The organism is Corynebacterium kutscheri, assembly GCF_000980835.1.
Classification (GTDB): Bacteria; Actinomycetota; Actinomycetes; order Mycobacteriales; family Mycobacteriaceae; genus Corynebacterium; species Corynebacterium kutscheri.
Map to the genome: position 1 here is coordinate 1,891,366 of NZ_CP011312.1, position 14,017 is coordinate 1,905,382.

Below are 14,017 nucleotides of genomic sequence, written 5' to 3' on the forward strand. Positions count from 1 at the left end.
ATCGACCAACTCCTTTACCCACAGAAATTTTGTCATAGTACGTAATGCGTTTGCTTTATCCAAACATATGTCTATTGCCAAAACTAAGCCGTCGAAAAGCAACCAACTTAACTGCAACTAAAATGCAGTGAAAGCGCCACTTTTACAAGTGGCGCTTTCACTTATCCCCTACAAATAGCTATTTAGTGATGTGCGCGTAATTTATTTATTACGACGCCGCAACCACATCGCGCAACCGAAGATCATCGCTGCTCCCAGCACAAATAGCCCGACGCCTCGTCCACCGGCTTGAGGCAATTCACCACGTCGAACATCAGCAACCTGGATAACCCAAATCTTTTCCCCCACGCTTGGTTGTTCGCGCTGTATAAGCTCGACCCCAGGAAAATTAGCTTGGTTACTCGCATTCATCTTTGGAGTATCGCCGTCGAAAGTAAGCTGAATATCTACCGGTTGTGGCAAGAGTTCGTAGCCTTCTGGAGCTTTAGTTTCAACCAATTGGTAATGTCCGGCTCGCAGAATCTTTCCGGTGGTCACCGAATTTGGCTGCCCGGAGGTGGAGTCTTCATTCAGGGTAGATACCAAGCTACCTTGCTGTTTTCCGTCTTCACCGTAGTAATACAAACTAAATTGCCAGCCTAAGCCACGGTCTAGTTGTTCACCTGCACTCGTTACTTTTTCTATTTCTAATTCAGCTAATGCAGTATCTTGTGGGCTTGGTGCGCAGGCATCATCTTGTGCAGAACCACCTGGCCAGTTGAGAACCACCTGGTTATATAAACCTTTACCTGGTGTTGCATCAACGCACTGCAATACATCTGCTGAAGCCGACACTACTGCATTACGCACGGTCACCCGAATTTTCAGTTCTACAAAAGTATCGGGCGATAGATTCAGATCTTCTACAAGATGATAGCTATCGCCATCTGCTGTTACCTTTGTCCAGGTGCCTTGACGGTCAATTTCTAGGCTTTCAATGGTTACCCCACCAAAATCTGGCTTATCAATAACCGTTACTTTTTGCTGCCGAGCATCTGCCGATGCAGCTACTCGCACGGTGTAATACACCTGGCTATAGCCGGTACGATCTGCTACTGGTACTACCTGATCAACAGTTTTTTTGATCGTTGGATCAGCAAAATTGGTAGGAATATTTTCACACGCGGTAGCTTCAATTGAACGTTTTACCTTAACTCCATATGTTGCTACTGCTTTGTTAAAAAGACCAGCATTACCCGTATCCTTACAACGCAACTCTTCTTCTGGGGTACCTACCTTTGGCAGCTTAAAAGTAACTCGAACAAAGTATTCTAGGCGTTGGCCAGCTGCTAGTACTTTATTATCTAGAATATAGACGCCATTGGTACCAGTAATCTTCTCATAGTCTGTATCTTCTGACTTACACTTTTCAAAAGAAATAGGATCACCAACAGCAACACCAAATTGTGGAATATCAGTAACACTTACCTGGTGATCAATTGCACCAGGGGCATCATTACTTACCACGATCTTGTATTCAACCTGGGCATTACCATTACCATGTTGATTCAAGACTTGAACAACTTGTTTATCAATGCTCAGTTTTCCAGGTTGACTCTGTGCATCAACACAATCAATATCACTTAGTTCTTTTTTCCCCTCAACACTAGGAACTGTTATGTGGGCACGGTTGTACAAACCACGATGAGCTTGTCCTTCATTACAAGTCATAGTTTCCTCAGGAGCTGTTGGCGGCAATTTATCTACTAAAATCTGCAGCTTATAAGTATGAGTTTCCCCTGGTGCAATCGCGATCATAGTGTTTGCTGGGGTAAGCAGCCATCCTGCACCACGTGCAAGTGGAGTAGTAAGCACAGTAGTTAGTGCTTGGCCGGTACTTGATTGAGCAGAGGCTAATTTGACCTCGGTAATTTTTGCCCCAGAAACAAATTCTGGTGTATCTACAAGCTCATAATAATTACGAGCAATACCTTGTTCTGGGTTAGTAACTACTAGATCATAAGTGACTAAAAGTTGATCTTCATTGTGATCTACTTCTTCTACTTTTGCATTTGTTTTAGCAAAATTAAGCTGTGCTGCTTCTGGGATTGGTGCACATGCAGTATCAGTTACAACCACATCATTGTTTTCTTTATAGGAAACATCTACTTGGTTAAAGCCACCATACCCAGCACCTTCGGAATTACACTGTAACTGCGTATTGTCACCATCAAGGTTAAAATACACGCGTACTTTAACTGTTTGAGAGGTATTAGGCTCAATAGTTCCCTGATCAACCAGATAACCGGTTGCAGTTTTTGCAAGTTCGGTCTCGGCGCCAGATCCATCTACTCGTACCACTTTGGTGATGAGAGCTGCAGTAGTAAATTTCGGATTATCGACGATCTTATACTCACGCTGCTGCGCTTTTTTATCATTAATATCGTTATTTGCTACCACGATGGTGTAATCAATAAAACGTACGGTAGCAGTTGCGTGCGCTGCTACAGTTTTTTACCGTTAAATCTGCAGGTTCTGTGCCAGGTTGCCGATCCCATACTGGGGTCAAATACGCTGACCGGTAGGCATTAAATCCTTGTGTATCAGTCATTTGGACTGTTTTATCGGATTTATCTCCCTTAGCAGCTTCGCCAGTGGTACCAAAAGATATTACTGTGCGCTTCCAGCCAGGTACCCGAATACCTATCAAAGGCATTTCATAAGGAACACCTATCTGATTGATATAGTCAAAAGCACTCTGATTAGCCCTCTTCAGGTTTTCTAGCCGAGCGTTATCATAAAAACGCAGCATAAGGGTATTTTTTGCACTCTGTTCTACCATCAAACCAATTTTTCCGTCTGGTGAAACGAAATAAAGTGCAGTACGACTTGTAACTCTACCTTGGGTTACTGTCCAGCCAGGGTCTTCGGTATTAAGAATGTCATCGATAAAAAGCTAAAAGAAGGTTTACCACTATTTTTATAGTTCGCAGTATGAGCAATACTGGTGGAGCTGGCATCAGTGGCATGGAATTCCGCACCATAGAAGACTCCATCATTAAAACCACCGCCCATGAGAAACTCACTGGCACACATGGTAAGGTCACTGGCTGGCTTAGAGTCTTTCCCATTTTCTCGCCATGCATATTGGACATTATCGCGACTATAAAATAGGCCTTGTTCACCATTTTTATATACATAGGCGCGGCCAGAATTAGTCTCATCATGCAAACACTGCGGCCCACGAATTGGACGATCAACCTTATTACCACCGCCGTTGTAATAGTCTAAACCCCAGTTTCGGTTCCGGATCGGATAGGTTGGCTTATCTTTATGCAAATAGTCGTTGGACTCATTCCTATCTTCACCAAAAGAAGGATCAGTTAACTCACCACGATGCGGCAAGCTCGGTTTACGGTCGGTACTTTGTAAAACATTACCATTGCGAAGTGGTACATAAGTATCCGAAATCTCTGGCGTATTAGGCTGACCTGGTGTATTGGGATGCTCGCCTGCTTTAGTGTTTGTCACAGAACGGAAACCAAAGGCAAGATCTTTTTCTTTTTCTTGGACGTCAAACGCCGAATCTAATCCAGAATATAGCTTCCACTGTGCAGAACTATCGTCAATATCAGTAATATAAGTAATAACAATAGTTTCGCCACCAGAAACATTAAAGGAAAGACCATCAAAGGAAAGCAACTGCTTTTCTTCACCATATGGCAAGCGAACAGCAACGAAGCCATGCTCACCATCTTCAGTTTCTGCTTCAATACTATTTTCAATCGCAATATCAGAACCAGTACGCAGCAAAGACACAATACCTAATGCACGTTCTTGTTCTAGACTAGGATTAACCTGCAGTGTTAACTTCTGCAAGAATTTTCCGTCATCAGTTTGTTGTGAAGAAAACTCTATAGTATCCGTCACAATAAGTTCTTGGGATACTAGTTTTTCTTCTGTAGTTCTTACATCTTCATCCTCTGCGATAACCGAATCATCGTCGAAAAGCGTTTCAATGTCTTCGGTACTATCCTCATAATCTTGGGCTCCAACTGATGGAATCATCATCGCCAACATAAAAAGAATAAGGCACACAGCGATAAAGCGAATGAATGTCGAAAAATTTTTAAACACATTTTGTTTCATGGCTTATATATCCTTTTTTATGCTGCGTAACACGGATACCAGGCCTATGATGCTGAGCACCATAGCACTAATAAGTAGCCCTTCAAGTGACATACCGGTATTCGCCAGTCGTGCCTGCAAAGCTGATGATTCAGGTTTATTAGTTTCAGTCGGTGGCACTACCACCATAGACATCGCATTTGGTGATGGTGTTGGATTATGCGGATCTGGGATAGGGATAGGAATTGGAATCGGGATAATAGGTTTGGTGCACGGCATAATAATTGTGGTTTTATTTGTCGGCACGCCTGAATTTTTTCTGGGGAAAAATCCGGATAACCTGGCGGGATAATACAGCCCTGATTGGCTACTTTATCTATTTTATGTTCCAAAACTACCTTAAAAGTCCAGGTTAATTGGATTCCAGGATTCCCCATACGTGCTGCGGCTAATTTAGCCAGTCCAGATTGGTAAGGTTCAAACGAGCCACATTATCCGCAGCAACGGTTACTTCAAAATCGTCAGCTACTAATTCTTGTGTGGAATTCTGCTTATGTGTATCGCTAAAAAATGCTTGCGAAGAATCTGGAACTAAAACATGATTGGCAGCCAAAGGATCAGCAATACTGTAGCGAGTAATTACGCCGTCCTTATCTGGGGCAGGAAGACTACCAGAAATACCATAAGTAACGGTATCTCCTACTGTGACACAGGTTCGATTAGCTTGCTTGGTTGCTGCGATAAGCTGGTCTTTTGCTGCTACTGTTATATCGTAATCCCACCCGTCACGGGTAGCATTTGTCGTTGGTAAAGTAACCAGAAAAGGTGCCACCAAAGAAAGATTCTGCCGCTGTGCTGATGCGTAGTTCTCAGTAACGTAGTACAGCCCTAATGGTAGGTTTTCGAAAACCGCTACCCCATCTTGACCAGTGGTTGCTATCTGTTGATCAACCAACTTATCGGCGTGTTCACCACCAGAATAAAATTGCCATTCCTGCAGTTTTTTCTGCTGCTTGCCCGCCTTCATTAGTACTTAGATCAACATCTTTTACCCGGGCAACCTGAAACTCAATACCGCTAATAGGTTCGCAAGAAAGATCTGCGTCAGGATTATTGGGATCTCCATATTGGCTTAAAGGATCCCCAGCGGACTTAAGAATACGTAAGGTAGCACTGCGGGTAGCGTCGATAAGCGATAATGGTGTTGCGTAAGCAGTCTGTGGCACTGTAAAAGCTAACATTATCGTCCCAATAATCATGGCAAATAACTTTTGTATTATACGTTTTTTCATCATGATTCTTGCCTTTCCACTGCACCCAGTGTTGTTTTACGTTTTTTAAACCACCACTCCATAACCATCCAAAAGATAACTACGCCGACGACCACAAGAATCCAGGTCATCCAGGGTTGCCATGGCGTGCGAATTGTAGAAAAGATTTGCTTATCTTCAGTTTCTTCCAATGCAACACGTTCGGCATGTACTAATAACCGGTGTGAATTCACGCTATAAGGAGTACACGTGATCAAAGTAATAAGGTCTTTGCCTGGTTGGATTCCTAAGGAGCTTGTTTCTTCGGGCAGCACAATATCAATACTGTGCACTTCATATTTCATGCGTTCACCATGCACATCGAGATACACGGCATCCCCAATTTGCACGCGGGTAAGATTGTCCCACAACGTTGAGGTGGTGAGACCAGTATGTCCGGTCAGTACCGAATGGGTACTGGTTCCGCCCACTGGAAGCCCACTGCCAAACATATGGCCAATGCCTTTTTTGAGTACCTCTTCGGTAGTGCCATGATAAATCGGTAAATCTGAATTAATCGAGGGAATGGATACCCGACCCATGATCTCAATAAGATTCAATTGTGCACGATAATTTTGATATGCCTCATTATCTTCCGAAACACGCGCTAGCCAGGGATCTAAAAGGGGCCCACCTTGGTTTATTTGGTTCCATTGTCGAGCATTATCCACCGATGTAGTAAGTTCCTCAGGACTAAATTCCTGAATACTATCGGTGTACACCTCAACTGCACCAGATTGACGATAGTTTTCTACCAGTGTGGCAACAACTGGGTAAAGCAAAACTATAATCCCAATGATAGTAACGACCAGTGATAATCTGGCTTGCTTTTGTGCCTTGTTTTTTCCTAATTCCGCCCTATGACAAGGCCGAGAATTTTCAAGCGCAGTAGACATAAAACGAGGGTGTCCTTGCTAGCGAGTATCCAGTGCATTACTCACCTGGATGAAATATTTCGAAAGATACGAGCCACATCTGGCAAAGAAAGCTGTGGTTAAACTAGCTTTTCTTTGCCGATAGATAAGACTCGGCGAGCTAGCTACTTTTAAGCTTTACGACGGCTATAAAGTGCGAAACCACGACCTACAATAAGAATGGCACCACCGGCAAGCAGCATGACAAAGATGCCGGTACCACCAGTAAGTGACAACTTGAAACCAGCATTACTTGGCACATCAACCACATTGACACTAGTCAAAGCAATGGTCTCAGTCTGCTGACCACGCAAAACCTGGAAGCGGATCGGCTGTGAACTCAACTCGTAGCCCTCTGGTGCTTTGTTTTCTACCAAGCAGTAGTAGGAACGCTGATCTTCAAGAACAAGTGCATTATTTTCCCAGTCGTTCACACGTAGCTGGTTGATCTCAGGCTTAGCTGTGTTATCACTAACGATTCCGGTACGCAGAGCCTTACCTTTAAGATCTCCTTGAGCATCACAGGTGTACAAATCAAATACTGCGCCCTCAAGCCGCTTCTGACTGGAATCTGCCTTCACGATGTCAACAGCACCGAAATAAGACTTCGGCCACGGATTGTCTGAACCTGGGTCTGGTTCTGCCGGCGGATCGGTTGGATCCGGATCATTAGAATCTGGATCTTCCGGTGCATAAGGATTATCCGGATCAACCGGTGTTTGCCTGAACTTCTCAACTACCTTGAAACGGTTAACAACCTTATCGTTCTTGTTTTCAGCATTAACGACTTTAAATTGCAGATCTACTTGAATCTTCTGATCAGCTTGTCGAGATTTGTCATCAATCTTCTTCAAACCAGCTGGAGTGAAAACAACCTGTACAACCCCCTCAGTATTAGTGTCAATAGTGTAATCAGTATTTTCTTCAAACCCATCAACAGTCAATGACTGGTAGGTAAGTCGATCATTTGGATAGAAATCGGAAATGATCTAGCGAGACCGTGGCTGAGATCCTTCAGCACGCTGCTCAAGCGGCTGATTAATCTGATATTTAATTACCTTTCCATCGATAAGTGATTTGGTATCATTGACCGTCTTCTTACCATCATCAGCAGCTTTATTGTTCTTTGGATAGACATGAACCGTTGACAGCCACTCATTGAGCTTTGTCGGATCCGTCAGAGGAAGCGCTACATAAAAGGGTTGCGCAGTAACACGGTGTCCTGCTGGAGCCTTGGTCTCAGTAACCCGGTACAAGCCAATAGAAAAAACCACTAAATGTGTACTCACCGTTATCATCTGTCGTACCAGTTATTGCATTTTCAAAACTGGTATCAGTCAAAACTATGGCACCTTTTGAAGCTCTTCCGCTCTCAACCACCCCACCTGGGTAGTTAGGTCAACATCTTTGACCCGCTCAATTTTAAACTCAGCACCCGGCAAAGAAGCACCTAAACTACTTACATCTTCAAGCTTTGTACCGTTACCAGCAGTACCAGGGTTATTGTTTGCATATTTGTGGATAACCAAAGAAAGATTTTCTTTGGGAAGTTTCTCCAAACTCCCTACGGCCACACCAACGGTTGCCGCTGCGTCTTGAGCCAGAGCAGTCGGCATACCAATGCTACAACTGCCCCACAGTATGCCGCTTGTGATAGCAACACAGAGAGTCTTTTTGAAAAGATTCATAAGATTAACCTTTGAATAGCGCCACACAAAATGTAAGACGCGTTGATCTGGAATTGGATTCACCCCACGCAATATCCGAGGAAAAAGTTTCTCAAAAAGTCTTACCTAGAGAAAAACTAAATTGGGGTTGGACGCAGATTAATATCAAATCTGCGAATTTCCTAATGGAAATTGGTACAAGAAAATATTATTGCCCCTGGTCAGGGTATGCCGTACTTATTCATTAGATAATAATGAAAAGGTTTTCGCCAGTAAATATAAATACTTCAAACGATTGCTTTTAATTACCAATTTGAGTAGGGAAATCGATTAAAATTTTCTCGAATATCGGGGAAATTTTTTAATTTCTGCACACAAAATAAATAGCTGTAGATTATGAATTACGCTCAAAAACCCGGTTTAAATCCGGTTCAACTCGAACCCAACCAATACCGAAAGTAAAAAAGTTTTTAAATAAAAAAATATTTTCTTCCATCACAAACGTTTGATACCGCAATAATTGCTTTATCTTTTCTACCTATTCCCCCACACCTTCTCCCGAATTATTAAGGAAAATCTATCTAGAAAATGACCTTCTCGAGCCACCAGATACAGCTTTTCTATCGGTGCTATCGCTAGCAGAAAGCTACCCTCTCCGGTACAGCCTAGAAAAATAGCCAACAAAAAAGTGGGTTTTAACGCTCTTTAAAGCGTTGAAACCCACTTAACGAAGAACCTTATATCAGGTTAGGCATTGATCCCTTTTATCCGTCGGCCAACTTCACGAATAACTTCTCGCTCTTCGGTACGCCGTTTAATATCTTGCCGTTTATCATAGTTCTGTTTACCCTGGGCAAGACCCAACTCGCATTTCAAACGGCCGTCCTTAAAATATAAAGACAATGGAATGAGAGTTTTATTTCCTTCGCGCACCTTACCCAAAAGACTATCAATCTCATAGCGATGTAACAGTAACTTTCGATTTCGCATCGGCTTGTGGTTAGTCCAATGCCCCATCGAATACTCTGGAATATGCAGGTTGCGCAACCACACCTCACCCTCGTCGATAGTGGCAAAGGCATCAACAATTGAGCACTTTCCCTCACGCAGTGACTTCACTTCGGTGCCAACAAGTTGCACGCCTGCCTCATAAGTAGTCAGAATATTAAACTCGTGACGGACTTTACGGTTGGTCGCAACCACCCGGTTGGCGTTTTTTTCTTTCTTAGTCTTTTTCGCCATAATATTCCTAGTCTAGCGCTTCTTTTTACTTCTGGCTTTTCCTACCGTCGTAAAGCATGCATATGCTATTTACGCACGTACCACCGCAGGGTTGCTTGCGCGGTCAAAGCCGCAAAAATAATGCCAACAAGACCGACAATGGGCAGCACTGTCCAAATATCTACGCTAGTAATACGTGCGATCAGCTGTGAATCATAAAGGTTACGCAACGCACCATCAATGACCCACTTATTCCCCGCAAAAAGTGCCACACCAGCAAGCACGGAGCCAAAAAGCACCGCGATAATTGCCTCTAAAACAAAAGGTGCCTGCGTGTACCACCGTGATGCACCCACCATACGCATAATCGAGATTTCTTCTCGACGATTAAACGCAGCAATCTGCACCATATTAGCGATCAAGAAAATAGCTGCGATTGCCTGCACACCGGCAAAAAGAAATGTTGCATTACGCAGCGCATCAAGGTTATCTGTCGCCCCACGAAGGTCATCAACCTGATCAACAATCGAGCTCACCTGCATTAAATCACGCACCGGATCAAGCGGAGCGGTATTCAAAGGATCTTCTAAGCGCACATGCAAAGCAGCTGGCAATGCATCCGGAGAAGTCTCTGCAACCAATAGAGGATCAGTATCTTGGAAAACTTCCACAAAACGCTGATACGACTGCTCTCGCGAACGATAAGTAATCGCTTCGATCCCATCTTGACCTTCTAATAACTCCCGCACCTGCTTACAGTTTTGCGAAGAGCAATCCTGATCTGTTGTCGAGATCTCCTCATCTAATTGAACCATTACCTCCACACGATCAAGATAGATCTCCTTGGTTTTTTCGGTCATATGGGTAACCAAAAAACCTGCTGCTAATAGAGCTAAAGAAATAGCCGTGGTGATGATTAACGCAATAGTCATGGTAATATTGCGGCCAAGTCCAGCAATGGCTTGACGGATAACATAAAAAAAGCTCATCGTCTTGTTGTCACTATCCTTATCAGTTTTCCGCATCTATTGCGCTTCGCCGTATACACCATGCGCATCATCACGGATCAATTTACCTAGCCGCAATTCAATTACTCGACGACGCATATCGTTAACAGCACGAGCATTGTGCGTGGACATAACAACGGTGGTGCCCGCTCGATTAATCCGGTTCAGCAAAACCATGATCTCATCTGAAGTATCTGGATCAAGGTTGCCGGTTGGTTCATCAGCTAATAACAACAGTGGTCTATTCACTGTGGCACGAGCAATTGCTACTCGTTGCTGCTCACCACCAGAAAGTTCTTGAGGCATGCGATCCATTTTTGCTGAAAGACCAACCATCTCTAAGGTCTCCGGCACCATTTTGGCAATCTTATCTTTCTTGGTACCAATTACCTCTAGGGCAAAAGCAACATTGTCATACACGTTTTTTTGCTGCAATAACCGAAAATCCTGGAACACATAACCAATGCGTTGACGCAGTTTATTAATCTGGCGGCCACGCAACTTATTAACATGGAAATCCTCGATATATACATCACCACTGCTGAGATTAGTCTCCCTAATCATCAACTGGAGAAAAGTCGATTTGCCCGATCCGGATGGGCCGATAAGAAAGGCAAAATCACCTTTTTCAATGGTCAGTGACACATCATCGAGTGCTGGCCGGGTCGATGTCTTGTACAACTTGGTGACATTATCAAAAGTGATCACCTAAGAAAGTGTAGCGAAAACCCCAGATAAATGAAACGTAAGTATATATAAGTGATTCATGTGACTAATGGGTTTATGGGTAAAAGTTTAGACACACATACTTCGACGGTTATTACGTCGACAAGTATCGTGCGCCTTACCTTTAGCTATGACAACCCACGTTGCTGTGCCATTCGCCAGCGAATACCTTCTTCCAAGAACTTATCGATATCGCCATCGAGCACCTTGGAAGGATCATTGACCTCATAATTAGTACGCAGATCCTTAACCATCTGATACGGATGCAATACATATGACCGCATTTGATTACCCCAGCTAGCATTGCCACCGGCACCTAATGCATCAAGTTCTGCCTGCTCTTCTTGACGCTTACGCTCTAGCAACTTAGCTTGCAATACCCGCATGGCCGAAGCTTTATTCTGAATCTGAGACTTCTCATTCTGGCAGGTCACCACAATTCCAGTCGGAATATGGGTTAATCGCACCGCCGAGTCGGTGGTATTTACCGATTGCCCACCAGGGCCAGAGGAACGATACACATCAACGCGTACCTCGGAATCAGGGATATCAATATGGTCAGTTTGCTCCACGACGGGAAGCACTTCGACCTCTGCAAAAGAGGTGTGCCGGCGAGCCTGGGAATCAAATGGGCTCGTGCGAACCAGCCGGTGGGCACCTTGTTCTACTGAAAGCTGGCCATACATATACTCACCATGCACCACGAAAGTTGCCGATTTAATTCCGGCTTCTTCAGCATAGGAGACATCATAAATGTCGACCTTGTGCCCATTTTTTTCTGCCCACCGGATATACATGCGCATGAGCATATTTGCCCAGTCGGCAGCTTCTGTACCACCGGCTCCGGAGCGGATATTGATCATTGCTTCACGGGCATCATAATCACCCGAAAGCATGGTTTTTACTTCTAATGCTTCGATTTCCTCGCGTAGATCCGCAAGTTCTTCGTCGGCAAGCTCTGTGCCCTCACCTTCTTCTTCGGCAAGTTCATACATCACTGGCATATCGTCTAAACGCTGCCTTAAAGAAGTAATCTTTTTCAACTGCGCTTGCACCCCTGATAGTTCAGTGGTTACCTGTTGTGCATGTTCTGGGCTATCCCATAGAGAAGGATCCGCTGCCTGGGCTTCGAGCTCACGCACGCGTATCGACATTTCCTCTGGATCCATAACCTTTTCAATAGTGGTCAAAGTAGTGTCAAGTTCCTGCAAAGCGTGAGAAATATCCAGTCGCATAAGCAATGATTCTACCCACTTGCCTACTAAGCCACCTAACGCCTGTTCCTGTAGCGCTAAACCCCTATGATATTGGACATGACTGCTACCCCAGAAAATCCAAGCCCATTAGCACAAGCACATAATTTCGAAGAGATGATTGCAACTATTGCCAAGACTTTCGCAGTTGCTCATGAACGCGATAGCGATGAACACCTCGCCCAAGCCTTAGTTTTTAATGCTGGTCGACTTGCTTGGCGCATGCGTGAACAAGGAATATCAGTAGACACAAAGAAAAACGCTGCCGATGTAGTCACCGAAGCAGACCGAGCAGCAGAAAAATTTATTGCTACCGTATTAGAGATTGTCCGCCCAGAAGATGGAGTCTATGGCGAAGAAGGCACCCAACGTCATTCACGCAGCGGAAAAACCTGGGTGATTGATCCAGTAGATGGCACCTACAATTTTGTTTCTGGCTCTGACTATTGGTGTAGTGCCATTGCCTTAATATCTGGTTCCCCCGACAACCCTGAGAAGCTTCATTTTGGTGCGGTTCACCGACCAGCCATGGGATATACCTGGTTTGGTGGACCAGATATTCCTACTACTCGTGATGGGAAAAAACTACCCGCGCTTACTCCTACACCCCCAGAAAAAATCGCCCTTTCCACCTACCTTCATCCCCCATTACTAAATACGCATACCCCCCGTGATCTGTGGCTTTTTATTGCTAGCCAATTTTTATCCTGGCGGATGCTTGGCTCTGGAAGTGTTGATCTAGCTAGTGTCGCCGATGGTAGCTTAGGTGCTTATTTACAACACTCCTGCCCTAGCTGGGATTGGCTGCCCGGGAAAGCCCTCGTCCTTGGAGCAGGTGGTAAGGCCATCCAATTAGATGCTGCCGGAGTAACCTGGAGTTTAGCCGGAAATAAAAAAACCGTAGACACTATCGCAGCATTGATAAAGGAAAATTCATGACCACCACGCACAACTCTGTTTCCGATAACTCCGAATTCACTGCTGATTTAGAGTTTGCCTGTCAACTGGCCGAACGTGCCGATCAGCTCACACTTTCCCGCTTTGAAGCCGCTGATCTTAATATCAAAGCCAAACCAGATATGACCCCGGTCTCCGATGCCGATCTTGAATGCGAGCGCATCTTGCGCGAACAAATCACTACTCACCGACCACACGATGCCATCCTCGGAGAAGAATTCGGTGGTGACGTTAGTTTCACCGGGCGCCAATGGATTATCGACCCTATCGACGGCACCAAAAATTTTGTTCGTGGTGTACCAGTGTGGGCAACACTTATTGCTTTGCTTGTCGACGGTCGCCCAGTGGTCGGCGTAGTTTCTGCCCCTGCGCTTGGCCGTCGGTGGTGGGCCGCCCATAACGCTGGTGCCTGGCGCAGTGTATGTGGTGGCAATCCTAAAAAGTTAGCGGTGTCTAAAGTAGAAAAACTCAGCGACGCTTCTGTTTCTTTTTCTTCTCTCAGCGGCTGGGATCAGCGCAACCTTCGGGATAACTTCTACGCGCTATCGGATAAAACCTGGCGACTACGCGGATTTGGCGATTTCTTCTCTTATTGTCTTGTTGCTGAAGGAGCTGTCGATATTACTGCCGAACCAGAAGTATCTCTATGGGATCTCGCCGCACTTACTATTTTGGTAGAAGAAGCCGGCGGTACCTTTACCTCATTAGCCGGAGCAGCTGGCCCGCATGGTGGTAGTGCCTTAGCAACTAATGGTTATCTGCATGAAGAAGTCCGCACGCTACTCCAACCTTAAGAGTCTATTTACTACCGAGAACTACAGCGGCGATATAGAAACTATAGAAAGTGCCCACAAG

Annotated in this window: 16 protein-coding genes; 2 read left to right on the forward strand and 14 right to left on the reverse strand. The window is 44.7% G+C overall.

Translation table 11 applies throughout. The features are described 5' to 3' along the window. Positions 1 to 201 precede the first annotated feature (201 nt). The 14 genes from UL82_RS08590 to prfB form a co-directional block, all read right to left on the reverse strand. On the reverse strand, positions 202 to 2,439 hold the full coding sequence (locus tag UL82_RS08590) for a prealbumin-like fold domain-containing protein (RefSeq protein WP_046440415.1): 2,238 nt from the start codon (positions 2,437 to 2,439) through the stop codon (positions 202 to 204). A gap of 10 nt (positions 2,440 to 2,449) precedes the next feature. After that, positions 2,450 to 2,791, reverse strand: a complete 342-nt coding sequence (locus UL82_RS08595) for a hypothetical protein (RefSeq protein WP_126363880.1) — start codon at positions 2,789 to 2,791, stop codon at positions 2,450 to 2,452. A gap of 95 nt (positions 2,792 to 2,886) precedes the next feature. Beyond that, positions 2,887 to 4,128 carry a hypothetical protein gene (locus UL82_RS08600; protein ID WP_046440419.1) on the reverse strand — a complete coding sequence of 414 codons (1,242 nt, stop codon included), beginning with the start codon at positions 4,126 to 4,128 and terminating at the stop codon, positions 2,887 to 2,889. A gap of 3 nt (positions 4,129 to 4,131) precedes the next feature. Then, the gene (locus UL82_RS11080) at positions 4,132 to 4,413 is read right to left on the reverse strand and encodes a hypothetical protein (RefSeq protein ID WP_126363883.1); all 282 of its coding nucleotides are present in this window, start codon (positions 4,411 to 4,413) and stop codon (positions 4,132 to 4,134) included. 142 nt (positions 4,414 to 4,555) lie between these two features. Next, a complete protein-coding gene (locus UL82_RS08610; protein ID WP_046440423.1) occupies positions 4,556 to 5,134 on the reverse strand; it encodes a pilin N-terminal domain-containing protein in 579 nt (192 codons plus the stop codon). Beyond that, positions 5,076 to 5,402, reverse strand: a complete 327-nt coding sequence (locus UL82_RS08615) for a hypothetical protein (protein ID WP_046440425.1) — start codon at positions 5,400 to 5,402, stop codon at positions 5,076 to 5,078. The genes UL82_RS08610 and UL82_RS08615 overlap by 59 nt, the downstream gene beginning before the upstream one ends. Next, positions 5,399 to 6,313: a class C sortase gene (locus UL82_RS08620; RefSeq protein ID WP_046440427.1), complete on the reverse strand. Its 915-nt coding sequence runs from the start codon at positions 6,311 to 6,313 to the stop codon at positions 5,399 to 5,401. The genes UL82_RS08615 and UL82_RS08620 overlap by 4 nt, the downstream gene beginning before the upstream one ends. A gap of 149 nt (positions 6,314 to 6,462) precedes the next feature. Continuing rightward, on the reverse strand, positions 6,463 to 7,275 hold the full coding sequence (locus tag UL82_RS08625) for a SpaH/EbpB family LPXTG-anchored major pilin (protein WP_046440429.1): 813 nt from the start codon (positions 7,273 to 7,275) through the stop codon (positions 6,463 to 6,465). A gap of 45 nt (positions 7,276 to 7,320) precedes the next feature. Next, positions 7,321 to 7,620: a pilin N-terminal domain-containing protein gene (locus UL82_RS08630; protein WP_126363889.1), complete on the reverse strand. Its 300-nt coding sequence runs from the start codon at positions 7,618 to 7,620 to the stop codon at positions 7,321 to 7,323. 54 nt (positions 7,621 to 7,674) lie between these two features. Further along, positions 7,675 to 8,019, reverse strand: a complete 345-nt coding sequence (locus UL82_RS08635) for an isopeptide-forming domain-containing protein (RefSeq protein ID WP_046440431.1) — start codon at positions 8,017 to 8,019, stop codon at positions 7,675 to 7,677. Positions 8,020 to 8,745: 726 nt separating this feature from the next. Beyond that, positions 8,746 to 9,240: an SsrA-binding protein SmpB gene (gene smpB / locus UL82_RS08640; protein ID WP_046440432.1), complete on the reverse strand. Its 495-nt coding sequence runs from the start codon at positions 9,238 to 9,240 to the stop codon at positions 8,746 to 8,748. A gap of 65 nt (positions 9,241 to 9,305) precedes the next feature. Further along, on the reverse strand, positions 9,306 to 10,208 hold the full coding sequence (ftsX, locus tag UL82_RS08645) for a permease-like cell division protein FtsX (RefSeq protein WP_046440433.1): 903 nt from the start codon (positions 10,206 to 10,208) through the stop codon (positions 9,306 to 9,308). A 36-nt stretch (positions 10,209 to 10,244) separates the two neighbouring features. Continuing rightward, positions 10,245 to 10,934, reverse strand: a complete 690-nt coding sequence (gene ftsE, locus UL82_RS08650) for a cell division ATP-binding protein FtsE (RefSeq protein WP_046440434.1) — start codon at positions 10,932 to 10,934, stop codon at positions 10,245 to 10,247. A gap of 146 nt (positions 10,935 to 11,080) precedes the next feature. Then, positions 11,081 to 12,187 (reverse strand): peptide chain release factor 2, encoded by a 1,107-nt coding sequence (gene prfB / locus UL82_RS08655; protein WP_046440436.1) that lies wholly within the window; start codon positions 12,185 to 12,187, stop codon positions 11,081 to 11,083. Positions 12,188 to 12,322: 135 nt separating this feature from the next. On the opposite strand from prfB, the gene UL82_RS08660 reads away from it, so the two are divergent. After that, positions 12,323 to 13,144 carry an inositol monophosphatase family protein gene (locus tag UL82_RS08660; RefSeq protein WP_046441426.1) on the forward strand — a complete coding sequence of 274 codons (822 nt, stop codon included), beginning with the start codon at positions 12,323 to 12,325 and terminating at the stop codon, positions 13,142 to 13,144. Further along, positions 13,141 to 13,956, forward strand: coding sequence for a histidinol-phosphatase (gene hisN / locus UL82_RS08665; protein ID WP_046440439.1), 816 nt, complete (start codon positions 13,141 to 13,143; stop codon positions 13,954 to 13,956). Before UL82_RS08660 ends, hisN begins: the two co-directional genes overlap by 4 nt. Positions 13,957 to 14,017: the final 61 nt, after the last annotated feature.